General features: G+C 60.0%; 22 protein-coding genes. 8 read left to right on the top strand and 14 right to left on the bottom strand.

Annotated elements, in window-relative coordinates; genetic code table 11:
- Positions 1–12: 12 nt before the first annotated feature.
- Both fahA and hmgA read right to left on the bottom strand, forming a co-directional pair.
- A complete protein-coding gene (fahA, locus tag J5M72_RS09240) occupies positions 13–1,317 on the bottom strand; it encodes a fumarylacetoacetase (RefSeq protein ID WP_207865287.1) in 1,305 nt (434 codons plus the stop codon).
- A 3-nt stretch (positions 1,318–1,320) separates the two neighbouring features.
- Positions 1,321–2,616 carry a homogentisate 1,2-dioxygenase gene (hmgA, locus tag J5M72_RS09235; protein ID WP_207865285.1) on the bottom strand — a complete coding sequence of 432 codons (1,296 nt, stop codon included), beginning with the start codon at positions 2,614–2,616 and terminating at the stop codon, positions 1,321–1,323.
- A 163-nt stretch (positions 2,617–2,779) separates the two neighbouring features.
- On the opposite strand from hmgA, the gene J5M72_RS09230 reads away from it, so the two are divergent.
- Positions 2,780–3,565, top strand: a complete 786-nt coding sequence (locus tag J5M72_RS09230) for an IclR family transcriptional regulator (protein ID WP_207865283.1) — start codon at positions 2,780–2,782, stop codon at positions 3,563–3,565.
- Positions 3,566–3,588: 23 nt separating this feature from the next.
- Here J5M72_RS09230 and J5M72_RS09225 read toward each other — a convergent pair whose 3' ends face one another.
- The 10 genes from J5M72_RS09225 to J5M72_RS09180 form a co-directional block, all read right to left on the bottom strand.
- Positions 3,589–7,020, bottom strand: coding sequence for a hypothetical protein (locus J5M72_RS09225; RefSeq protein ID WP_207865281.1), 3,432 nt, complete (start codon positions 7,018–7,020; stop codon positions 3,589–3,591).
- A gap of 142 nt (positions 7,021–7,162) precedes the next feature.
- Entirely contained in the window at positions 7,163–9,715 is a 2,553-nt protein-coding gene (locus J5M72_RS09220; protein ID WP_207865279.1) for a LuxR C-terminal-related transcriptional regulator, read from the bottom strand.
- A gap of 139 nt (positions 9,716–9,854) precedes the next feature.
- Complete coding sequence (locus tag J5M72_RS09215; protein ID WP_169428911.1) at positions 9,855–11,231, bottom strand: DUF1329 domain-containing protein; 1,377 nt, start codon at positions 11,229–11,231, stop codon at positions 9,855–9,857.
- 14 nt (positions 11,232–11,245) lie between these two features.
- Positions 11,246–13,039, bottom strand: coding sequence for a DUF1302 domain-containing protein (locus J5M72_RS09210; protein WP_207865277.1), 1,794 nt, complete (start codon positions 13,037–13,039; stop codon positions 11,246–11,248).
- 231 nt (positions 13,040–13,270) lie between these two features.
- Positions 13,271–13,510 (bottom strand): hypothetical protein, encoded by a 240-nt coding sequence (locus tag J5M72_RS09205; RefSeq protein ID WP_207865275.1) that lies wholly within the window; start codon positions 13,508–13,510, stop codon positions 13,271–13,273.
- 62 nt (positions 13,511–13,572) lie between these two features.
- Positions 13,573–14,484, bottom strand: coding sequence for an SDR family oxidoreductase (locus J5M72_RS09200; protein WP_169428908.1), 912 nt, complete (start codon positions 14,482–14,484; stop codon positions 13,573–13,575).
- 152 nt (positions 14,485–14,636) lie between these two features.
- Positions 14,637–15,539, bottom strand: a complete 903-nt coding sequence (locus J5M72_RS09195) for an alpha/beta hydrolase (protein WP_207865273.1) — start codon at positions 15,537–15,539, stop codon at positions 14,637–14,639.
- The gene (locus J5M72_RS09190; protein WP_169428906.1) at positions 15,539–16,321 is read right to left on the bottom strand and encodes a class II aldolase/adducin family protein; all 783 of its coding nucleotides are present in this window, start codon (positions 16,319–16,321) and stop codon (positions 15,539–15,541) included. The genes J5M72_RS09195 and J5M72_RS09190 overlap by 1 nt, the downstream gene beginning before the upstream one ends.
- 131 nt (positions 16,322–16,452) lie before the next feature.
- Positions 16,453–17,139 (bottom strand): LrgB family protein, encoded by a 687-nt coding sequence (locus J5M72_RS09185; protein ID WP_207865271.1) that lies wholly within the window; start codon positions 17,137–17,139, stop codon positions 16,453–16,455.
- Positions 17,129–17,515: a CidA/LrgA family protein gene (locus tag J5M72_RS09180; protein WP_169428904.1), complete on the bottom strand. Its 387-nt coding sequence runs from the start codon at positions 17,513–17,515 to the stop codon at positions 17,129–17,131. The genes J5M72_RS09185 and J5M72_RS09180 overlap by 11 nt, the downstream gene beginning before the upstream one ends.
- Before the next feature lie 96 nt (positions 17,516–17,611).
- On the opposite strand from J5M72_RS09180, the gene J5M72_RS09175 reads away from it, so the two are divergent.
- Complete coding sequence (locus J5M72_RS09175; protein ID WP_207865269.1) at positions 17,612–18,499, top strand: LysR family transcriptional regulator; 888 nt, start codon at positions 17,612–17,614, stop codon at positions 18,497–18,499.
- Here J5M72_RS09175 and J5M72_RS09170 read toward each other — a convergent pair.
- Positions 18,489–18,944 (bottom strand): flavodoxin, encoded by a 456-nt coding sequence (locus J5M72_RS09170; protein WP_169428902.1) that lies wholly within the window; start codon positions 18,942–18,944, stop codon positions 18,489–18,491. The genes J5M72_RS09175 and J5M72_RS09170 overlap by 11 nt on opposite strands.
- 152 nt (positions 18,945–19,096) lie before the next feature.
- Between J5M72_RS09170 and J5M72_RS09165 the strand changes: the two genes are divergently transcribed.
- The gene (locus J5M72_RS09165) at positions 19,097–19,573 is read left to right on the top strand and encodes a PAS domain-containing protein (protein WP_207865267.1); all 477 of its coding nucleotides are present in this window, start codon (positions 19,097–19,099) and stop codon (positions 19,571–19,573) included.
- A 54-nt stretch (positions 19,574–19,627) separates the two neighbouring features.
- On the top strand, positions 19,628–20,233 hold the full coding sequence (locus J5M72_RS09160) for a hypothetical protein (RefSeq protein ID WP_207865265.1): 606 nt from the start codon (positions 19,628–19,630) through the stop codon (positions 20,231–20,233).
- 3 nt (positions 20,234–20,236) lie between these two features.
- Here J5M72_RS09160 and J5M72_RS09155 read toward each other — a convergent pair whose 3' ends face one another.
- On the bottom strand, positions 20,237–21,196 hold the full coding sequence (locus tag J5M72_RS09155; protein WP_207865263.1) for a MerR family transcriptional regulator: 960 nt from the start codon (positions 21,194–21,196) through the stop codon (positions 20,237–20,239).
- Positions 21,197–21,409: 213 nt separating this feature from the next.
- Here J5M72_RS09155 and J5M72_RS09150 point away from each other — a divergent pair, with 213 nt between their 5' ends.
- The 4 genes from J5M72_RS09150 to folX are packed head-to-tail and all read left to right on the top strand — an operon-like array spanning position 21,410 to position 23,701.
- Entirely contained in the window at positions 21,410–21,979 is a 570-nt protein-coding gene (locus J5M72_RS09150) for an antibiotic biosynthesis monooxygenase (RefSeq protein ID WP_207865261.1), read from the top strand.
- 56 nt (positions 21,980–22,035) lie between these two features.
- Complete coding sequence (folM, locus tag J5M72_RS09145) at positions 22,036–22,746, top strand: dihydromonapterin reductase (RefSeq protein WP_207865260.1); 711 nt, start codon at positions 22,036–22,038, stop codon at positions 22,744–22,746.
- 22 nt (positions 22,747–22,768) lie between these two features.
- A complete protein-coding gene (gene folE, locus J5M72_RS09140; RefSeq protein WP_207865258.1) occupies positions 22,769–23,329 on the top strand; it encodes a GTP cyclohydrolase I FolE in 561 nt (186 codons plus the stop codon).
- Complete coding sequence (gene folX / locus J5M72_RS09135; RefSeq protein WP_007957207.1) at positions 23,330–23,701, top strand: dihydroneopterin triphosphate 2'-epimerase; 372 nt, start codon at positions 23,330–23,332, stop codon at positions 23,699–23,701.
- The last annotated feature ends 53 nt before the right edge of the window (positions 23,702–23,754 follow it).

Here is a 23,754-nt window from a genome sequence, read left to right as displayed (position 1 = left end):
GAGCCGCTCCCGTCAGCGTGCCGCCAGCACAGTGCCACGGCATTCGCCGAAGCCGATCGAGGCAAAACCTTCGCGGGCGCAGCGGGCGCGCAGGATGATTTCGTCGCCGTCTTCAAGAAATTTGCGCACTTCACCGGACGCCAGTTCGATCGGCTTTTTACCGCCCTCGGTGATTTCCAGCAGGCTGCCGAACTGGCCGTTTTCAGGGCCGGACAATGTGCCCGAACCGAACAGGTCACCGGCTTGCAACTGGCAGCCGTTGACGCTGTGGTGCGCGACCATTTGCGCGACAGTCCAGTACATGTAGCGGGTGTTGCTCAGGGTCAGGCGATGGGCCGGCAGGTTCTGCTCGCGCATTTTCTCGGTGAGCAGCAGCACCTCCAGCTCGATGTCGAAGGCTCCGCCATCCTGATCGCGCTTGTCGAGCAGGTACGGCAACGGCTGCGGATCACCTTGCGGACGCGCCGGTTGCGCGGTACGGAATGGCGCCAGCGCTTCGGCGGTTACCACCCACGGCGAGACGCTGGTGATGAAGCTCTTGGACAGGAACGGGCCGAGCGGCTGGTATTCCCAGGCCTGGATATCACGGGCCGACCAGTCGTTGAGCAGGCAGAAACCGGCGATGTGTTCAGCGGCGTCACCAATGGCGATCGGCTCGCCCATCTCGTTGCCCTGACCGATCCAGATCCCCAGTTCCAATTCATAGTCCAGTCGAGCGCACGGACCGAAGGTCGGCTCGGTCGCACCGGCCGGCAGGGTCTGGCCTTTCGGACGGCGTACGTCGGTACCCGAGGCGCGCACAGTGGAGGCGCGACCGTGGTAACCGATCGGCACGTGTTTGTAGTTCGGCAGCAGCGGGTTGTCCGGGCGGAACAGTTTGCCGACGTTCTGCGCGTGTTCGATGCCAACGTAGAAGTCGGTGTAGTCGCTGATGCGCGCCGGCAGGTGCAGCTGGCAATCGGCGGCCAGCGGCAGCAGTTTCGCGCCCTGGGCCTCGATGTTGCCGCGGTGGGTGCTGCCTTCGCTGAACAGTTCCAGCAGGCGCTCGCGCAGGGCAACGCGGGCGTCGCGGCCGAGCTCGAAGAAGGCGTTCAACTGGCCGCCGCGCATGGCTTCGACGGCACTGCGCGCGACGCCGTCGAACAGCCCGGCCTCCAGCGCCACTTGCAGATCGAAGATGTGTTCGCCAATCGCCACGCCCGCGCGCGGCGCCGAGCCGTTGAGGCTGAATACGCCCAGCGGCAGGTTCTGCAGCGGGAAATCGGTGTGGCCGTTGGCCGAAGCGACCCAACTGCGGGTGATGGAATTCTGAGTCATGGATTATCTCCGGGTCGGGTCGAACGTGGCGGGCAGCGTGGCCCAGCAGGCGTCGTAAGTGGATTGCAGTTGCGGACATTCGAGGGCGAAGCGGCTTGGGCGCAACACCTGGCTGGTCTCGAACATGAAGGCCATGGTGTTGTCGATCTTCGCTGGTTTCAGCTCCGCGTTGATGGCTCTGGTGCAGGTCTCACCGTCCGGACCATGGGCGCTCATGCAGCTGTGCAGGGACGCGCCGCCAGGCACGAAACCTTCCGCTTTGGCGTCGTATTCGCCCTGGATCAGGCCCATGAATTCGTTCATCAGGTTGCGATGGAACCACGGCGGACGGAAGGTGTTCTCGGCCACCATCCAGCGCGGCGGGAAGATCACGAAGTCGAGGTTGGCCAGACCGTGGACGCTGGTCGGCGAGGTCAGCACGGTGAAGATCGACGGATCCGGGTGATCGAAACTGACGGTGCCGATGGTGTTGAAGCGGCGAAGATCATATTTGTACGGCACGTTGTTGCCGTGCCAGGCGACCACGTTCAGCGGCGAGTGATTGAGTTCGGTGCCCCACAACTGGCCGAGGAATTTCTGCACCAGGGTGGTCGGTTGCTGCAGGTTTTCGTAGGCGGCGACCGGGGTCAGGAAATCCCGCGGATTGGCCAGGCCGTTGCTGCCGATCGGTCCCAGATCCGGCAGGCGCAACGGTGCGCCATGGTTCTCGGCGACGTAGCCGCGCGCTTGCGGATCAAGCAGTTCGACGCGGAATTTCAACCCCCGTGGCAGCACGGCGATTTCCAGCGGCGCCACTTCCAGCACACCCAGTTCGGTGGCGATGCGCAGGGAACCCAGTTGCGGCACCAGCAGCAGCTCGCCGTCGGCGTTGAAGAAAACGCGCTCCATCGAACGGTTGGCGCAGTAGTGATAGATGCTGATGCCAGCGGGTTTGTCGGCGCCGGAGTTGGCGGCCATGCTCACCAGACCGTCGATGAAATCGGTCGGTTCGGCCGGAATGTCCAGCGGGTTCCAGCGCAGACGATTGGGTGTCACTTCACCCAACGGGCCGCCCGCCAGTTGCCGCTCCAGCTTGACGAATGCCGGGTGATTGGCCGACGGCTGGATCCGGTACATCCACGTACGCCGCGCTTCGCTGCGGGTCATGGTGAACGCGGTGCCGGAGAACAGTTCGGTGTACAGACCGTAAGGGGCTTTCTGCGGGGAGTTCTGGCCGACAGGCAGTGCGCCGGGCAACGCTTCGGAGCTGAATTCGTTGCCGAAACCGGACTGGTAAGCCAGGGCTGAATCGAGGTTCATGGAGCCTCCTGAACAGGGAGTCGGCATGGCCGGACGCTCTGGATCAGAGGTCTTGGCACGCCGGGGTTATTTTTATCGTAATTCAATTACGCATAACGTAATTTGCTCGCTATCCAGCGTCAAGCTATAAAGACGCCCATTCGTTCCGGGACACGGCAGCACCATGGAAAAAACCAGCGACAGCAACGGCAAACAGAAAGTCCGCTCCGCCGAAGTCGGCACCGACATCCTCAAGGCCCTGGCCGAGTTGTCGCCGTCCACTTCGCTGTCGCGTCTGGCCGAACATGTGCAGATGCCGGCGAGCAAGGTTCACCGTTATCTGCAGGCGTTGATCGCCAGCGGTTTCGCCGAACAGAACACCGCCACCAACCACTACGGCCTCGGCCGTGAAGCGCTGCGCGTGGGCCTGGCCGCACTCAACAGTATGGACGTGCTGAAAGTCGCCGCCCTGCCGCTGGCCGAGTTGCGCGACGAACTCAACGAAACCTGTTTCCTGGCGGTGTGGGGCAATCAGGGCGCGACCGTGGTGCACATCGAACCGGCGGTGCGCGCGGTGACGGTGGTGACGCAACTGGGCTCGGTATTGCCGTTGCTCAGTTCCTCCACCGGTCTGGTGTTCGGTGCTTACCTGCCGCATCGGGAAACCGATGAATTGCGCGAACAGGAAATTGCCAGCGGCGGCCATCCGCTGGCGGACGAAAACGCTTATGCGGCGTTGTGCGAACAGATCCGCGAACGCGGTCTGCATCATGTCCACGGCTTGCTGATGCCCGGCGTCGACGCATTGTCGGCACCGGTTTTCAACGCCCTCGGGCAGGTCGCTGCGGTATTGACCATCGTCGGCCCGACGTCGCTGTTTCACGCCGACGAAAACGGCCCGGCGGCGCAGCGGTTGCTGGCGGCGACACGGGCCGTGAGTTGGCGAATGGGCCATGAGCCCCAAGCCTGAACGCTTGAGGCTCGATCGCTTTATCAGTGCACTGTGGTCTGACTGCTGCGACTCTGATTATCCTTCATCAATTGCTCGATGATTTCGACCAGACGCTTTTCTCCCAGCGTCTGCCCCGTGGCCTTGGACATCCAGCCCACCACAGTCCTGGCATCCTTGCCCAGGTCAAACAAGGTCTTTTGAGCAGGCGTGACCTTGACCGGCTTGCCGGCTGCTGCTGCTTTTCCAAGACTCACCAGTCCGATCAGCGCGGATTTTCCATGATCAAGGGCGGCCGAGTAATTACCCAGATCATACGCTCTGGCACCGTCGTAAAGGCTCTTGAATACCTCCACGGCGGTGACGGCGACGCCGATCGGAGGAATCACCAGACTGATGATGTTGGCGGCAAAAATCACATTGTCATACACCAGACCGGCTATCACCTCATTCAGGCTTGTGGTCCGTGCATCGATGTCGCTCAGAACGCGATAGATCCTGTCGTCATGAAGCGTAGCAAAGCCCAGCATCCGCAGAGGGCCTTCCGGTTGAGGAGGAGCAACGGTGTTGACCGTGGCAACCAGATTGTCGAAGTAATCATTCACAACCTTTTGTTCTTCAATCTTCACCCGCGCGATGTAGTAATCCCGGAACGGCCCGTAGCGGAAACGAATGGAACCGACAAATTCCTCGACCGGACGGAAAGCCACATCGTCAGGCGCGTTCGGCGTGTAAAGATAGTCATAGAATTTTCCATAAATGGAAATCCGGAAAATATAGACACCTTCGACAATTCGACGGCTTTGCAAGCGGAGCTTGTAGATCCCTTCGTTTGTATTCGATGCAAACGGAGAAGCGTCATTGCCTGCAGTCTGGCTCAGGTTGTCGACCAGGCGTTGAATCCCTTTGAAAACTTCCGTGGAAAGTTGCCCGGAGAAATACTGATGACAGGCGTCGTAGTGCATCTCACAGCGGATTTTCGTGGCATGCACCGCCCGCTTGAACTCATAGCCCGGGTGTTTGCGATCCAGGTAATCGTTTCGTAAAAACCGGGTGTAGTGGTCCCCGGGACGCAAGGTTTTCGACCAACTGGAAAGATCCCTGATATCCAGTTTTTCAATCGACGGATGCCCACCCGTCACGTAGAACTTCGGATTGTCATCGATCGACCGGCCAGGCGTCGCCGGCACTTCAAAGTAGCGGCCTTCAATCAGCACAGTAGTCAGATCCAGATGGAAATCGTCGGTCTGAATCATGATTTTGTCGGGGTCGACCTGAACCTTCTGGCCCCGAGTCAACAACAATTCTTCAATCCGCTGCTTGACCAGATCACGGGAAAACTGCTCGAAAGTCGGATAGCCGTTCTCCCGGGAGTCCACCATCGACAATGCTTTGAGTTCAGTACTGAGGCGGGCGTATCTTTGCCGCGCCTGTGACCCGACAAAGGAGTAGGTAACCGACGCCAACGCTCGGACACGGGCGACCTCACCCGCGTAAGCCACTTCACTATGACTGAACAACGGCTCACCGGCATTCAACGCCATGAGTCCCGGCACCGAATCCAATTCATACATGTAGTGTAACGGGGTAGCGCCTCCCCCCCTCAATACACCGACAGTGGCCAGTTCGTCAGGCGGGATCAACGATTCGGCATAAGCACGATCATCGGACAGCATGGACTCCATCCAACGATTGAACTGGTAGATGTCGGCGAATTTCACATAGTCGAACTGGCCGTCGGGCATCTTCATCAGCGCATAACGAGTTGCTGCTGTGCGCGGCGTGAACAACAGTACGTTTTGCAATACCGATGGCCGGTATTTCAGTTTCACTCCCCGTATTTCCACGGAGGGATCACCTTCCAGGGTGCGTTTGATCAACGCAACATCTGCTGCATTGAAACGTGCAGAATGTTGAGCAACGAACAGTGCAAACTCCGCCTGACTATGCAGATAGTTGAAATAAGCCTCGCGAAACTCCTGCGGAGTACTGGAAGGCAAGGATCTGCTGAATTCCACACGCAGATCCCGGTTGGCCAGCCAACCCTCCAGTTTGGCAACGGTCAACCCACTGTCCGCCGGGGCACCTTCGATACGCAGGGTCGCGCGATTGTCTGCATCATGCAGGCCGATCACGATGAACTCGGTCAGCGTGCGAATATCTTCCTGCTTGATCGTACGTCCGCCGACTTCTATCTGGTACAGGCTATGGACCTTGATTGCATCCGAGTCAAGCCGCATTCCCAACGCGCTGTCACACCACAGACCGAAACGCTCCACGACAAAATCGTGCAGCGAAAACAGCCGATCGGATACCTGGGCATATTCGAACTCATACCCCTCTTTCGAAGCCTCAAGGGATTCGTAAGTATTGCGTATCGACTCACCGGCCGATTTTAACCAGTCTGGCCACTCCAGGCGCTTGACCAATATGCGCAGCGCGCTGATCCGCTGGTACAGGTCAGAGTGCATCGCAAAAACCTGATGAATATTGTCCAGTTCGCGGACAAATCCCTCTTCGCGTGGCTCACCGGACCTGATTCGCGCAGCAAATTGTGCCTCCTGATCCTTGAGCCGGCTGCCCACACAGTGCGAGAACACGCTGACCGACAATGCCGGATACCTGATTGCATCGGGAGCAACAGCCAGTCGGCTGCACATTGCTGCATGCAGGTCGGCACTGCTGGAGAAATATTCAAAACCGTTGGCCGGCGTGTAAAGGAACCAGCCGTAAGCATCGCCGGATAACTTGATTTCGGAAGTTGTGTTGTTCGAATAGGGCATGACAAAAGCGGATACCATATCCCGCTCAATGCCAGACGCCTGACGGAGACTGATTTTGTAGCCCCCGGATAACTTCGTCTTCAGCAACTCGCTGGCGCGCAGAGCCTGGAAGCTTTTAAGCGAACCCGCCACTTCCGTCAAAGCCAACTCGGCCTGCAATGCTTCGGCAAAGGCAACTTCCAACAATGCCTTGTGAGTTGTCGATTCCCCGGATTCGCTGCGGGCCGGGCTGTTCCAGTATTGACGAAGTGCACTCGCCTGATCAGTTGCCACCTCCTGCAACGCCTGAATCAAAACATCCTCGACATCTGAAATTTTGATATTGTCGACTTTCAAGCGCGCATCTGTTGTACCCGGACGCAAATAGACAAAATCAAGACCCTGTACATAAGAGGTATAAGTACCGCGCCCCAGACAATCAAAAAAAACATCAAGTATCGAACCGGACGGCCTGTTCTCGACTTCATGCGGGGCATCACCGACATTGATATAAAGCCCCTCTACATCAATAGACTTTCCCCGTCGCTCGAATCGCTCCGAGAGCTTTTTCCGTAAAACATCCCTCAAGGATGGAGAACGCTCCAGCATCGCTCTCAACTCATCCCCCGCCCGCTGCACATTTTCCAGCGCTACCTGACCATCCGCACTTTTCAGAACAGCACCGGCCATTAAAGTTTTAAACATCATACCCATTGGACACATCCTGTAGGTTCGTCAACGCGGAAACGGCTTCATGCCACTTCCTTTACAGGACCCACGATTACTCATTTGATTTAAAAGCGGAAGACACTGGTTATTTCAATATATCTGAACAGCAACACCCAGCCTTAATCACTCAACACAAATTCAGCAACTTTGCCCTGGCCACCGCCTGAGTTCGGCGTTCAACCCCCAACTTCCCATGTATGCGTCGAACATGAGTTTTAACCGTATGCAATGAAATGAACAACTTCTCGGCAATTTGCTGATTGGAATCGCCGGACGCAATCAACTCCAGAACTTTAAGTTCTCGCTGACTGAGGGGATTGAGCGGTGTACTTTGTTCTTCCACATGTACCGCTGTTTCAACAACACGCCAGTGCAAGGGAATCTCCATGCATCGGGCATATAACTCGGCCAACATTTGCTGCAGGTTGCAACGCTTGATGATCTGGCAACCCTGTTCGAAGAACTTTCTGGCCTGGGCCGGCTCGCCGAGGACCAGCGCCACTTCGGTCAGCGTCAATAGCAACTCGGCCTCCAGTCTGGTCAGCCCGCGAGCCTGAGCCGACGCCAGCAAGGCACCCAGCCGAATCAGAGGCGCTTGCATTTGATCCAATCGGGTCTCGGCCAAAACCAGCAGACATTCGATACGTGGAATCAGCTCCAGCGTCGCCGGCGGTGCCTGCCGAGCACGTGGGCCACGATAATGTCTGAGCACCCGGCTCAACGCCTCGTGAGCCAGTTCGGGTCGCCCTTGTTGTAACCAGAATTGGCTGCTGACCTGCAACAGAACACCGCGATAAACCGTGTCCGGAATCTGTCGCTGTTGCATCAATCGTTCGGCGTCCCGCAGTCGCATGAAGGCTTGAGCGTAATCGCCCTGATTGGCGGCCAGTTGCGCCTGTCCGATAAAGCCGTAAAGCACGCGCTTGTCAAAGCTTCGCAGGCAGTCGTCGAGCCCTAGTTGAAAGAGCTCGGCCGCCCGCCCCTGTTGCCCCATGCTCAGTGCCAGTTGCCCCCGGCGCAGGGCGATACGCCCCAGCAGCGGCGTCGGTCGCTCGACGGACGAAGCGAGCATTTCGCAAAGATTGGCCAGCAATGCTTCGGCGCGGGCCGACGCCCCTCGCTGTTCCAGCAATTGGGCGTGATCAAGTTCCAGCAACGCCTCGAACAGCAATGAGCCCTCTGCCCGGGCCAGACACAGCGCTTCACGATTGATCGAATGCGCCAACTCCAGCTCACCGCACAGCAACGCCTGCTGTGTACGTCCCGAGAGGCACAGCAGACGCGCAGTCCAGGCCTTCGGCGACAGATCGCTCAAGGCTTGCTCAAAGTGATCACGCGCCTCCTCCATCCGCCCTTGCAGATGCAACAGCCAGCCTTGCTGAGCCTGCCAGCGCGCGATCAATTGCCGTTGCTGGCCAGCCGACGGTGGCGGCAAAAAACGCGACAGTTGCCCGATGCAATCCGCCGCCTGCGCAAATCGTCCGGCGAACAACAGCGCTGCCGTGATCAACCCGACCAGCTGTGCCGAACTGAGCAACAGCTCTTCGCCGCGTTGTTCATAGAGACGCAGTAACAGCACGACTGTCTGCTCCTCGAACAAATGCTCGAAACTGAAGTGTTGCAACAGGCTCACCGCGACCTCGTACTCCTCGGCCAGCAACGCCTGCTCAAAGGCGCATTTCCAATGCTGTCCGGCGGCAAACCACTGACAGGCCCGGCGATGCCAGGAGCGTCCGGCCGGCCAGGGTTCATCACGCATCAAGCGCGACAGTGGAGCACATACCTGCAACCAGTCCGGAGATTGATGCCAGGGTTCGATGAAACACCCGAGGGTTTGCAGACTGCGCATCCATTGCGCCCCGTCCCCGGCACCGAACAGGTGATCGCACAGGCTGGCATTGAAGCGCGGCAAATGCGCCAGCACCCGCCAGGCTTCGGCCAGTTCCGGACTCAGGCTGCTGAACAGTTCGTGTTGCAGATAGTCCAGCAAAGTGTCCATGCGCTGCTGCGGCCAGGTCTTTTGCGACCAGTCGCATTTTTGCATCATCAGCATCCGCACTCCGGCGCACCAGCCTGCGCTGCGCTGATGAATACGAGCAGCCACGCTGTCGGCCTGCGCTGGCGGCAAGTGATGCAACACTTGGGCGATCTCGCTCTGGGTCAACGCCAGCGTTGCGCCTTCACATTCGTACAGTGCGTCATCAAGCAGCAGGCGCGGCCAGTTGCAGGGTGGACGGCGCCGCGTACCGATCCACCACGTCAGGGCGGGACTGCTGACCGCCAGCAGCCGGTCGAGCAATGCGTCCAGCGCCGGCTGCGGATTGCGGCAGTAATCGTCGATAAACACCCAGGTTGCAGAAGACCGCCGTGCCACCTCATGAAGCAGCGACGCTTCATCCGCGACCGCCAGCCCGATCGCGCGCCCGAGCCGCTCGCAGAACTCACCGACGTTCAGAGAGGCACCCGCCATCGGTAACCAGCAGACCGTGCAATTGACCGGCGCCTGCAGCAGGCATTCGGTGAGCAGCGCAGTCTTGCCACTGCCGGGAGGCGCGCAGATCAACCGGACCCGGGCCATTGACTCGAGTAACACCTCGCAAAGGCGCGGACGCGGCAAATGATGGGGAGACAGTCTCGGGAAAAAATCCGGTCGATCCAGACAGGGGGTCATGGCGGTCATCGGCTGCGCCTTTTTATCGTTGTACGCTCACCCTAGCCCTCTCCCCGACGCTTGTTGACGAGTATTCAGTACGTTGATTGCGACCCATAAAAAAGGCGACCGCACGGTCGCCTTTTGTCTTGCCGGTGCATCGAAAACCCTAGCGCACGCCCTCGGCACGCAGGGCTGAAGGCGTGAAATCGGCGACCTTGGCTTCGAAGCCGAATTCGAAGCTGTGCTTCTCCTCGTTCTTCATCCCGAGGGCGATGTAGCGACCGGCGATGATGTCGTAGAGCGCTTCCAGCGTGTAGGCCTGAGTCTGGTGATCGTAGTAGTACTGGGCATGCCCTTCGGCGACCCGCCACAGCTGCCCGCGACCGTCGTAGTGATCGGCCAGCGCCACTTGCCAGCTGTCCTCGTCGAGGTACATGTGGCGCTTGGCGTAGATGTGCCGTTCGCTCGGCTTGACCGTGCCGATCACCTCCCAGACCCGGTGCAATTCATAGCGGGTCAGATCCTGATTGATGTGCCCGGCCTTGACGATGTCGTCGTACTTGAGCTTCGGCGAATCGAGCTTGTAGCTGTTGTACGGAATGTACATTTCCTTCTTGCCGATCAGCTTCCAGTCATAACGGTCCGGTGCGCCGGAGAACATGTCGAAGTTATCCGAAGTCCGCAGGCCATCGGCGGCGGTACCAGGTCCGTCATACGCCACTTGAGGCGCACGGCGAACCCGACGCTGGCCGGCGTTGTAAATCCACGCCAGACGCGGTTCCTTCACCTGGTCGAGGGTTTCGTGCACCAGCAGCACGTTGCCGGCCAGGCGTGCGGGGGCGGTCACCGACTGTTTGAAGAAGGTCAGTACGTTGGCCGCCTGCTGCGGGTCCAGGTCCTTCATCAACTGCGGCACGGCGATCTCTTCCTCGAAGCGGATCGGCGTGTAGCTGCCATTGGTCTGCGGTGTCACCTGAGTGATGATCCGTCGCAGATTGCCACCGTGATAACGCGTGATGTGGTTCCACAACACCTCGACGCCGTTCTTCGGAATCGGGAAGGCGTAGTAGCGATTGCCGGTGAAATTGGCCAGGCCGTTGCCGTCATTGATCGTGGTCACGTTCAACGCGCTGCGCTTGGCCGATTCGTAGATTTCCGGCGGCACGGCGACGGTGCGGTGTGTTGGGTAGACCGGAATTTTGTAGGTTTGCGGATAGCGTTTGAACATCGCCACCTGTCCCTCGGACAGCTTGTCCTTGTACTGATCGACGTTGGCGGCGGTGATGGTGAACAGCGGCTTTTCATTGGCGAACGGGTCAGCCAGAAAGCCCTTGCTGTCCACCGCCCCGGCATTCTTCGGAATGCCGCCGGTCCAGGCCGGAATCGAGCCATCGGCGTTACCGGCCTTCTCGGCGCCGAGTGGCGTCAGGCTGGTGCCGAGCTTGTCGGCCTCTTGCGGCGACACCGCCGCAATCACGTTGGCAGCCAGCAGGCTCAGGGCCAGGACACCGCATTGCAGAATCATCTTGCGCATGGATTTCATCCTTCTCGGGCAGATCAGAAGTTCACGCCGAAGCTCAGGGCCACGAAGTCACGGTCAGTGAGGACGTTGTAATCGCCGCCAAAAAAATCGGTGTAACTGAGGCTGGCGGTGTAGGTGTTGCGGTAGTCGGCATCGACGCCGACGCTGATGGCCTTGGCGCCTTCGTTGAACAAACCGTTGGGCCCGTAACCGGAGACGTCGTGGGACCAGGACAGGTTGGGCTTGAGGTTGATCCCGCCGATCACGTTGGCGTAGTCGAGGATGGCCCGGGCGCGATAGCCCCACGAAGTCGAAGTAACGAAGCCGCCGGTGTCACCACCGAAACCGTACTGGCCGTACACCGAGTCGCGGCCGTAACGCAGCTTGCTGCGCGACTCCAGTCCGCCGACCCGCACCACCGCAGCCTCGCCGACCACGGTCAGGCGTTCGGCGCCCAGCACCTGATCGAAGAAGTGCGTGAGGGTGCTCTGCAGTTGCGTCACTTCCTTGCGCCGATAGCCTTTGTTGTCGGCGCCTGGCGACGTGGTCAGCGGCGACGCCGCGCCGCCGGCGATCGGATTGAGCAAGGCCAGAGTCAGGTCGTTTGTGTTGACCTGCACCGGAGCATTGGGCCGGTAGCTGAGCTCGCCGGTCCATGCGGTGCCGGTGGGCAGTGTGGTGGCGAAACTCGCGCCATACAGACGGATGTCTTCCGGGTATTCGAGGTAGTACTGACCGCGCCCGAGCATCACGCTTTGCGCCAGCCCGGACCCGCTGCCGGGTGCAAGGCGATTGGCGGTACTGACCATCCCCGGGAGTGCCGCCAGGGTCGACAACCCGGCTGTGGTGGTGCCGACCGTGGGCGTACGGCTGTGGTAATTGATGAAGTACAGGCCATATTCGGTATCGTCGCCGAGCCAGCGCAACGCCGTACCCCATTGCCCGGAATCCCGCGCATCTCGGTCACCGCCACGGGGCACGACCACGCCTTCGCGAGTGACCTGGATGGGTTGCCCGAAGGCAGCGGCCAACGGCGCCAGCGGTGCAATCGCGGGACTGCCGACGGTGTAACCGTTGTTGCAACCGTCCGCCGCCACGTCGACACCGAAGAAGGTGCCGCAGTTGTCGAGAACGGTCTGGTCCCATTCCAGTTGATAGAAGCCCTCGACCGAGAGTTTGTCCGTCAGGCTTTGCGAGCCGAACAGCATGTTCACCGGAATCAGGCCTTCCTTGATCTCCGCGCCGGGCCGGCGAAATGCCGAGACGTCGATCGGGTTGATGCTGTTGATCGAGTTGCCGATGAAGGTACTTTCGCCCCAGCTCACCACCTGCTTGCCGGCGCGCACGGTGCCCGGCAGATCGGCGATGGAGTAGTTGTGATAGACGAACGCATCGAGAATCTGCCCGCCGGAAGACTTGGCGCCCTCCTTGCGGCCCTTGTCGCTGATGGGTTTGAACTCGCGGTCTTCGTCCTTGAGTTCGAAGTCGTACCAGTATTTGCCGCGCACGAACACACCGGTGTCACCGTACTTGAGCTCAAGGTCGTGAATGCCTTTGAAGATCTTGGAAAAGGTCTCGCCCTTCTTGAAGTTCAAGCGCCCGTCATCACCGGTCGAAGACTGGCCCGTACCGCCATTGACCGTGCCGACCAGCGACTTGTCCGCATCACGCATGCCCCAGCTCGCGCCGACCGAGAGTGATGAGTCGAATGTGCCTTCGATTTCGCCGATGTTGAAATCGACCGCATGGGCCTGGGCGCAACAGCCCAAGGCGACCGCAGCCGCCAGTGCCTGCGGTTTGAAGATGGCGCGCATTGTTGTTTTTGTCATGCGTCTTCCCCGGTGAGTGACAGGAGGCCCCACCCTACTGCCGCCACACGGGGACGATAAGCGCACCAAGGAGGTATTCGCGCTGTCGCTCGAAAGGATGAATCGCCGCCTGCAGCAAGGCTTTGCGCCGCCCATGAACCGGCTGGATGACCTGCGATCAATGGAACGCATGATGGCGTCACTGCACCCGCACACTGTTGCATGCCCGGTAACAGTGCATGTCCGGAATCGCTATTTTTCCTTGGGCCCCGGACGCTTATTCTGAGCGGGCTTTAACGGCACGGCGCCGCCAAGCACGAAGTCCACGACCGAGTCGTCGGCAACCGATTTCTGATGGATTGAAGCGTTTTTCGCTCCATCGCCCAGGTGTTCACTGACGTTGATTTGTAGCTCCTTGATCCAACGTCTTACCTTGGCCGCTGCGTTTGCAGCGGCCTTTTTTATGGGCGGTGTTTTTTGCAGGAACGCCAAGGCGGGGATATTCGGCGGGAACGGCAGGACTCGGACGAGTCCTGCCAGACGACTCAAAGGCGTCAGAGCGAATGTTTCTGCAGATTCGCCATCATTTCTTTCAGCGCTTCGATATTGTCCTTCGGATGCGCCGCCCCTTCGAAATCACAAATCTGCTGCCAGTGCGCCGCGACATCTTCCGGTGAAAACCCCACGCGCGGATCGAACCCGGCGCCCAGACTGCGCTCCCAGCGCACCTTGCCCATCCAGCCGCCACCGACTTCGAACAGGCCCGAGGTTTCCTGGCATTGTTCGCTGGCCAGATACACCACCAGCGGGCTGACCAGTTCCGGTTTGAGTTGCTCGAACACTTGCGGCGGGATCAGGCCTTCGGTCATGCGCGTGCCGCCGGTGGGAGCGATGGCGTTGACCAGGATGTTGTTCTTGCGACCTTCGATGGCCAGGGTGCGGGTCAGGCCGTAAAGACCGAGTTTGGCCATGCCGTAGTTGGACTGGCCGAAGTTGCCGTAGATGCCCGAGGTCGATGCGGTGAAGATCACTCGCCCGTAGTTTTGCTCACGCAGGTGCGGCCATGCGGCGCGCGTCACCTTGTAGGCGCCTTCGACGTGGACGCGATAGACCAGATCCCAGTCGGCGTCTTCCATTTTGTGGAAGGTCTTGTCGCGCAGGATCCCGGCGTTGTTGACCACCACATCGACGCGGCCGAACACATCGAGAGCGTTCTGCACCAGTTTGTCGCCGTCGGTCACCGAGTCATGGTTGGCTTCGGCAATGCCGCCGGCCTCGCGAATTTCCGCCACCACCCGGTCGGCGGCCGAAGCGTTGGCGCCTTCGCCCTGGGTCGAGCCGCCAAGGTCGTTGACCAGCACCCTGGCGCCCTGCTTGGCGAACAGCAAGGCATGAGCGCGCCCCAGGCCACCACCGGCTCCGGTGACGATCACGACTTTATCTTCGAAACGCACAGACTCATTCATCGGGGCAACTCCAGCAGGCCTGAGGGACAGTGTCCCCGAGTGTCAGGCACGACGCGCTCGGTCACAACGAACACGGCTGGGGCTGAATGGTGCGCGATAAGGCTGGGGGATGATGAAAACGTGCCGAGGCGCCAGGCGCCTACGGCACTCACTCAAGAGCACGCCACCTTGCGCGGCGGCAACACGAAGTGATCGCGAAATTCGAGGTAGTGCTTGAGCACCTGCACCGGCGCTTCACTTTGCGGGTAATGACCGATGCCGGGCAACAGCACGGTGTCCGCGTCGGGTATCAACTCGCGATAACGCTCGACCATGTGCGCGCCGGAGATCGGATCGACCTCGCCATCGATCACCCGCAACGGCACCTCGCCGCGCTGCATCGCCGCGACCCAACGATCACGCTGCACCCTGCGTTCGGGAATGTAGGTGATCAGCTTGTGCATGATTCGCGGCCCGCGGTTGCACTCGATCAGGCTCCAGAAATCATCCATTTCACTTTCACTGGGCCGGGTGTCCGGACCGAAGATCTGCCGGAAGCTTTTCACCAGCGCATCGCGGGTAAACGCGCGGCCGATCATCCAGCCCAACGGGCTGAGCAACAGTTTTTGCGCCAGCAGTGGCCGATGGGTTTCCGGGAACAGCCCGCCATTGAGGAACACGCAACTGGCGACGTCGATCTTCTCTTCGTAATGCCGGGCCAGCAGCTCCTGGGCAACGCTGTCGCCGTAATCGTGGGCCAGAATGTGCACCGGTTGTTCGACCTGCAGATGCGCCAGCAAGGCCTGTTGCAGATCGGCCTGCTCCAGCAGGCTGTAGGTGTGGTTCAGCGGTTTGGCCGAGTCGCCGAAGCCGAGCATGTCGCAGGCGATTACCCGAAAGCGCTGGGCCAGCGGCTGCCAAAGGTAGTGCCAGTCCCAACTGGCCGTCGGAAAGCCATGGATCAGCAGCAGCGGTTCGCCCTGCCCGGCCGTCCAGTAGCGGATCGGCTGACCATGGAAGACAAACGTCTGGCCGCGTTTGCGCCAGACACTCAGAGGGATCTCGGCGAGAGGCATTAGAGTCTATACCCCGGGTCTTGTTTATCGAGTTTGCGCAGCAGCGCCGGCCAGGCCAGCGCGCCACCCATGCCTTGAGCACTTTTGGTGACGCCGGCGATCATCGCCTTGGCGCCTGCCAGTATCTGCGGTTCGATGGCGATCAGTTCGGCACCGCCGGTCTGCGCCATGACCTGGATGTCGCAGGCGCGCTGAAAGGTGAACATCATCAGGAACGTGTCGGCGATGGTGCCGCCACAGGTCAGCAGACCGTGGTTGTGCAACATCAGAAAATTGCAGTCACCAAGATCGGCCTGCAACCGCGCTTTCTCTTCATGATTCAGGGCCACACCTTCATACGCATGAAAGGCCAGGCTCGAGAGCACGAACAACGATTGCTGACTGATCGGCAACACGCCCTGCTTCTGCGCCGACACCGCGACACCAGAAGCGGTGTGGGTGTGCAGCACGCAGGCTACGTCGTGCCGCACTTCGTGCACGGCGCTGTGGATGGTGTAGCCGGCGGGATTGATTTCGTAAGGGCTGTCCATGAGTTTGTTGCCGGCCTGGTCGACCTTCACCAGGCTCGAGGCCGTGATCTCATGGAACATCATTCCGAACGGGTTGATCAGGAAATCTTCGGTGCCGGGCACCTTGGCCGAAATGTGGGTGAAGATCAGATCGTCCCAGCCATGCAGGGCGACCAGTCGATAGCAGGCGGCCAGATCGACCCGGGTCTGCCACTCCGCGGCACTGACCTGGTCTTTGACACTCAAGGAAGAAGAGACGGGGGCTACGCTCACTGTATGCACCTCTGTTTTTGTTTTTTTCGGCAGGTGTCAGCAGTCTAGTCAGCCCCGGGGTTTCGCGTAGTTGCATTGGCAGCCAGCTTGATGACTGTGCGAGTCAGCGGCGCAAACCGCTTGGATCCATGTCAAAGCAACGACGCCAACAATGGGGCGGCGAACAGATTGAGCAGTCCGGTGAGCACCATGACCAGCCCTGCAACCGAGCCTTCTTCGCCACCCACTTCATGGGCGCGACTGACGCCCGCGCCATGGGCGCCGACACCAAACAACGCGCCACGTGCCAGGGCGCTGCGCAGTGGCAGCCATTTGAGCAGCACCCCGCCCAGCATCGCGCCGAACACCCCGGTGACCATCACGAACACCGCTGTCAGCTCGGGCACGCCACCCAGGTCCTGCGCCAGCGGCATGGCAAACGGCGTGGTGATCGAGCGTGGCACCAGCGACAGCGTCACCGAGCTGTCCAGCGCCAAAGCTCTGGCCAGACCGAACGAGGTAGCAATCGATGCAGCACTGCCGGCCAGCATGCCCAGCAGCAACGCCGACCAGTGCCGGACCAGCAACCGTCGCTGTTGCCAGATCGGCACTGCAAACGCGACGGTGACCGGGCCGAGTACCAGCATCAGCCAGTGGGTGTTGCTGGAGTACTCGGCATAAGCCGTGTGCATCGGCACTGCGAGCGCCAACAGCAAGGCGGGGACCAGAATCAGCGGCGACAGCACGTAACGCCCGGTACGGCGATACAGCCAGCGACTGAGCAGATAGGCCAGCAAGGTGAACGCCAGCCAGAACATCGGCATCAGCTCAAGCTTCATGGGACCGCCTCAGGCGCACGGCCAGTTCAACGGTGAACGCCGTCACCAGCATCACCATAAGCGTGCTCGCCGCGATCACCAGCAGAATCCGCCAGCCGTCATCACGCAGCAAGGCGCCGTAATCCAGCAGGCTCATCAGCGCCGGAATGAAGAACAGCAGCATCTCGGCCATCAACAGTCCTGCGCCCATTTGCAGCGCCGCCGGCTTGATCCAGCCGAACGCAAAAGCCAACAGCAGCAACGCCATGCCGATCACGCCGCCGGGGATCGGCCATGCCAGCCATGCGGCCAACTGGCAGCCGAGCAGATAGAGCCCCAGTAGCATGGCCAGTTCGGCCAGCAGGCGAGAGAGATATTTGAGGGTCGTGGCTTTCATAGGTGGGCTCCTTGTCAGGTGCCTATTTTACGAACCCGACTGCCATCTCCGAAGCGAATTGTTAGACTCAAAGCCATTCCAATCAGGAATCAGGCCATGGAATTCAAACAGCTCAAAAGCTTCGTCGAAGTCATGCATCAGGGCGGTTTCACCCAAGCCGCGAAAACTTTGCACATCAGTCAGTCCGCCGTGAGCAAGCAGATCGCCCAGCTCGAACAGAGCCTCGGCACGCCGCTGCTCGATCGCCTGGGCTCGCAGATACGCCTGACCGCCGCCGGCAGTGTGGTGCTGCAACGGGCCGAAGGCATGCTGCGCCTGCGTGATGAATTGCTCACGGAACTGGACGATCTCAGCCATCTGGCGCGTGGCGAGTTGCGCCTGGGTTTGCCCTTGCTGGGCAGCGATGCGTTGTTTGCCGGGCTGTTCGCCGAATACCGCCGGCGCTACCCGAACATCAGCGTGCAGTTGCTTGAAGGCGGCAGCCGTAATATCGAACAGGCGGTGCTCAGTGGGGAGCTGGAGTTGGGTGGCAGCCTGCTGCCGAAAGATCCGCAGTTCGACTTTCAGCCGTTCTGTGATGAACCGCTGGATGCGCTGCTTCCGGTGGATCACCCGCTGGCGGCAAAAGGCGAAATCGGTCTGGAGGAGTTGGCCGAGACGCCGTTCCTTTTATATCAGCGCAGTTTCGTGCTCAACGATCGTTTGCTTCAGGCGTGCCAGCAGATGGGCTTCACTCCGAAAGAAGGTGGCCGCAGCGGTCAGGCGGATTTTCTCGCGGCACTGGTTGCCGCCGGGCAAGGCGTGGTGCTGCTGCCCCGCGTGGTGGCCCGCGGTCTGGTGCGGCCAGGCGTGGTGCGCCTGACCTTGAACGCGCCGGACTATTTACGCTGGGACATCGCCTTCATCTGGCGCCGGGGCGCCTATCTGTCGAAGGCTGCGCAGGCCTGGCTCGCACTGTTGCGCGAGCGTGGGATCAGCCCTTGAGGGTGGCGATCAACTGTTCCAGCCAAGGCTCGGCGTCGGTTTCCGGAGTGACGCTTTCACTGGCGTCGATGCGCAGCATGTCCTGCACTTCCCGTACGCCCAGTTCGCCAAACAATTCACGCATCTGCTCACCGCCGCCGCAGAAGGTGTCGCCGTAACTGGCGTCACCCAAGGCGATCACAGCGCCAGGCAGACCACGCCACGCAGCGGGCAACTGATCACGGAGGGTCGAGTACAGGGGTTGCAGGTTGTCCGGCAACTCGCCCATGCCTGTAGTCGAAGTCACGGCGAGCAAGGCGTCAGGGCCAAAGGCCTGGAGATCGGCGAGGCTGGCGCGCGAGTTGTAGAAGGTTTCAAAACCGGCGGCTTTCAGCAGGCTTTGCGCGTGGCGAGCGACTTCTTCGGCCGTGCCGTACACCGAGCCGGAGAGGATGGCGACTTTCATCAATCTGATCCTGAAACTGAAAAAAAGAGCGGCGATAGTAACAGCCGCCGCTGCAATGTTGCGATTGGCTCTCGATACGATTGATGGCCAGTAGACAGCGCCGATTGATCTTCTAGAATGCCTGACACCGACAACCTTGACGGGATTCAAAGATGATCAATGCCAGCCTGCTGCAAATGGTGATCAATGCGTCGAACGACGGAATCGTGGTGGCCGAGCGAGAAGGCAAGGAAGACAACATCCTGATTTACGTGAACCCGGCTTTCGAGCGCCTGACGGGCTACACCAGCGAGGAAATCCTCTATCAGGATTGCCGTTTTCTGCAGGCCGGAGACCGGAACCAGGAAAATCTGTCGCTGATTCGCGAAGCTTTGCACAGCAACGGTTCGTGTCGGGAAATCATCCGTAACTATCGCAAGGACGGCACGCCGTTCTGGAACGAACTGTCGCTGTCGACGGTAAAAAACGCTGATGACGGACAGACATACTTTATTGGCGTGCAGAAGGATGTCACCGTTCAGGTAAAGGCGCAGCAGCGGGTTGCACAGCTGGAGGCCCAGGTCACGGCACTCGAAGCCGAGCTTGCCGCCCTGAAAGCGACGAACGGCGCAAACAAAACTGCGAACTAAGTGTCAGTAACTACAATCACCAATGACTTTGTAATTATTTATTTCGAGCTAGCCATGCAACGCGACGCCCTCCTGACCCAGGATGAGCTGGATTTCATCCAGACCATGCAACACAACCCGCAGCTCAATGTGCGGGATGCGACGTCGAGCCTGTTGGTCAATGGTGGTTCGCAGATCCGTGACCTGCTCACGCGACTGGCGGCCCACGAACAGATCACCATCCAGGCCAGTTTCGAAAACCAGCAGATGACTTTTCCGTTGCATCTGGTGGAAGACGAATTCCACGCGCTGCATCTGCGTCTGGGCGTACCGAGCATCTATGAAGACGGGCCGATGGTGCGCCCGTGGCGTCTGACCCTGGAAGAACCGGTAGCCCTGGAGAATGCCAAAGGGCAACCGGGCATGTTGTGGGTTCACGAGGTTTCGCACAAAGGCGTGTTGCTGGAAGTGCGCAACAAGACCAAACCGCCCCGGCATTTTGCCCTGTGGTTCAGCCCTTCAGGCTATGAGCGGATTTCCCTGCGCGGCACTTTCGAACGGGAAACCGAAAGCGGTTTCTTCGCCTACGATTTGAGTCAGAGTGATGCCGACGAAACCGAACGTCTGCGCCAGTTCATCCTGCAACAGCATCGTCTTACCCACCCTGCCCTGCACGCCTGAGTCTCAGGTATCCAGCGTGCCTGCGAGGAACTGATTCATGCGCTGACGCATGGTCGATCCTTCATTGCCCAGACAGCCCACCGATGATCCGGCCAGGCTGTCCTGCGCCAGATCGGCGGCATCGCCCGCCAGCATCAACTGACAATCAAGACTCAAGGCCAGACGATTCAGACGTCGTGGCAGCTCTGCGGTCGGCGCGTGATTGGAAAACAGCACCAGCGCCTCGGGCCTGGTCTTTTCGCACACCAGCGTCAGCTCATCGAACGGCTGGCCGGTGGTGAGCACTCGAACACCTGCGTCATTGCCGCTGAGAAACAGCGCCGCCACCAGCAATTCAAGCTCACGACACTGACCGGCCAGCGCGCTGACGATCACTTTGCGCGGTTGCGAGCCGCGCAGTACAACGATGCGCTGCAGCACCTTCGCTCTCAGAAAACCATCGAAGAACAGCCACTCACTGGTCTGCCCGAATGCGTCCTGACGCTGAAGCAGTTGCAGCCACAGCGGCATCAGGATGTCCTGAAATACCACGGGCAAGGCATAGGAGGAGAAAATCTGGCCGTAGACCTGGTCGAGCAACTGATCGTCGAATGAGCTGATTGCCTGCCGAACCTGCTCCTGCCACTGAACGTAGTCCGCCTGTACCAGGTCATCGGGGATGAGATGGGACAGCACTTTCATCGGTTCGGTCTTGGCCAGGATCTTGCCGACCTTGCTCACCGCCACACCACGATCAATCCAGTCGACGATACTGCGAACACGCTCGATATCGGTCATCGAATACAACCGATGCCCACTTTCGGTGCGTGTTGGCTGGATCAACCCATAGCGCCGTTCCCATGCGCGCAACGTGACAGGGTTGACCCCGGTCAGACGCGCCACTTCACGTATCGGGAAAAGTTCTTCGCGCTCCAGCGCAACAGATAACGGCGAAGCAGGACGAACTTCTGTAATGACAGGCATTGGGGCGGACACTTCCTTGGTGGCGAAGTTGGATCCCATTCTACCCCGGATGCACCTCCCCGGTTCAACCGACGAAATGGGACGAAAGTCTCTGGTTTTGTCACGATAATCAGGAATAATCCTTGCTTGTCGAAAAGCGCAGCCCTCTACCCCGGCGCTGCGTCAGGCGAAGTTCCTACCCGGAGCGACGCAAATGCAATACGGAGATACACAATGTCTACTTCCCCCGTCACGCTGATGGTTGCACGTCGCGTCGCCGATGGCCGCTATCAGGACCTGATCGCCTGGCTGCGCGAAGGCGAACAACTGGCCACCGATTTTCCCGGCTATCTCGGGTCCGGCGTCCTGGCTCCACCTCCCGGCGATAATGAATTCCAGATCATTTTCCGCTTTGTCGACGAACAGACTCTGCATGCCTGGGAGCATTCTGCATCGCGCACCGCGTGGCTGTCCCGTGGCAGTGATCTGTTCGCCCATCCGAAGGAACATCGGGTCAGCGGCATCGAGGGCTGGTTCGGCGCAGCAGGTGTCCGCCCACCGCGCTGGAAACAGGCCGTGGCAATCTGGCTGGCATTCTTCCCGGTGTCGCTGCTGTTCAACTTCGTACTGGGCCCGCTGCTCGGTGAAATGAGCCTGCTGCCTCGCGTGTTCGCCAGCACGCTGTGCCTGACACCCCTGATGGTCTACTTCTTCATCCCGCTGTCGACGCGTCTGCTGGCCGGCTGGCTCAACAGCGCCCCGGCCCGTCCACTGCCTGACGCGGCATCCACGCAAAATCGCTGAAACCATCGCTCGCGTCGCTGTTATAGTTTTTGCTCAGACTTCGACGCGAGCCGTTCATGACCACTTCCGCCGCTCCCATTCTTATCACTGGCGCCGGCCAGCGCGTCGGGCTGCATTGTGCGCAGCGTTTGCTGGAGGACGGCCACCGCGTCATCTTCACTTACCGCAACGAACGTCCGGGCGTGAAGATGCTGAGGGATCTGGGCGCCATCGCCTTGTTCGCGGACTTTTCCAGTGAAGCCTCCATCCTGGCGTTTATCGCCGAACTGAAAACCCACACCGACAGCCTGCGGGCCATCGTCCACAACGCCTCCGAATGGCTGGCGGAAAACGAGGACGGTGAAGCCGAAGCCTTCACCCGCATGCTCAACATCCACATGCTGGCGCCGTACCTGATCAATCTGCATTGCGCCAATCTGCTGCAACGTTCGAGCCCCGCCGACATCATCCACATCAGCGACGACGTCACGCGCAAGGGCAGCAGCAGACACATCGGTTACTGCGCCAGCAAGGCCGGGCTCGACAGCCTCACGCTATCCTTCGCTGCGCGCTACGCCCCATCAATCAAGGTCAACGGCATTGCCCCGGCCCTGCTATTGTTCAATCCCGATGATGACGCAGCGTACCGCGCCAAGGCGCTGGCCAAGTCCGCGCTGGGCATCGAGCCCGGCAGCGAAGTGATCTATCAGAGCCTGCGCTACCTGCTCGACAACCCCTATGTGACCGGCACCACCCTGACCGTCAACGGCGGGCGACACGTCAAGTAATACGCCCCCGCGAGGATGCTCCATGAGCCGTTCACTGCCCGAAAACTACCGCGAGATCCTGATCGGCCTCGGTGAAGATCCCGACCGCGAAGGCTTGCTCGACACACCGGCGCGCGCGGCCAAGGCCATGCAGTATCTGTGTCACGGCTATGGGCAAAGTGTCGACGAGATCGTCAATGGTGCACTGTTCGCTTCCGACAGCGACGAGATGATCATCGTCGCCGACATCGAGTTGTACTCGTTGTGCGAACATCACCTGCTGCCCTTCATCGGCAAGGCCCATGTGGCTTATATTCCGACAGGCAAGGTACTGGGACTGTCGAAGATCGCGCGTCTGGTGGACATGTTCGCCCGCCGCCTGCAGATCCAGGAAAACCTCACCCGGCAGATCGCCGAGGCGGTCCAGCAAGTCACCGACGCCGCCGGTGTCGCGGTGGTGATCGAAGCCCGGCACATGTGCATGATGATGCGCGGTGTCGAGAAACAGAATTCGACCATGAACACCTCGGTCATGCTCGGCGCCTTCCGCGAGTCGAGCAACACCCGCCAGGAGTTCCTGCAATTGATTGGACGGAGCAAGTAAATGCCACAACTTCAACCGGGAATGGCGCGCATCCGGGTCAAGGATCTGCGCCTGCGCACCTTTATCGGGATCAACGAGGACGAAATCCTCAACAAGCAGGATGTGCTGATCAATCTGACCATCCTGTACGCCGCGCAGGAAGCGGTGCGTGACAACGACATCGACCACGCGCTGAACTACCGCACCATCACCAAGGCGATCATCGCCCATGTGGAGGGCAATCGCTTCGCGCTGCTCGAACGCCTGACCCAGGAGCTGCTGGATCTGGTAATGGCCAATGAATCGGTGCTCTACGCCGAGGTCGAGGTCGACAAGCCTCACGCGTTGCGTTTTGCCGAGTCGGTGTCGATCACCCTCGCCGCCAGCCGCTGAGTGCGTCTGGCGCTCCGGGCGTCAGACTTTTATCATCCGCGCCACGATTTGAC

This window comes from Pseudomonas sp. 58(2021) (assembly GCF_017491585.1).
GTDB classification, from domain to species: domain Bacteria; phylum Pseudomonadota; class Gammaproteobacteria; order Pseudomonadales; family Pseudomonadaceae; genus Aquipseudomonas; species Aquipseudomonas fluorescens_BT.
The sequence above is the reverse complement of the archived record's forward strand: the minus strand, read 5'-3'. Positions and strand labels throughout refer to the sequence as shown.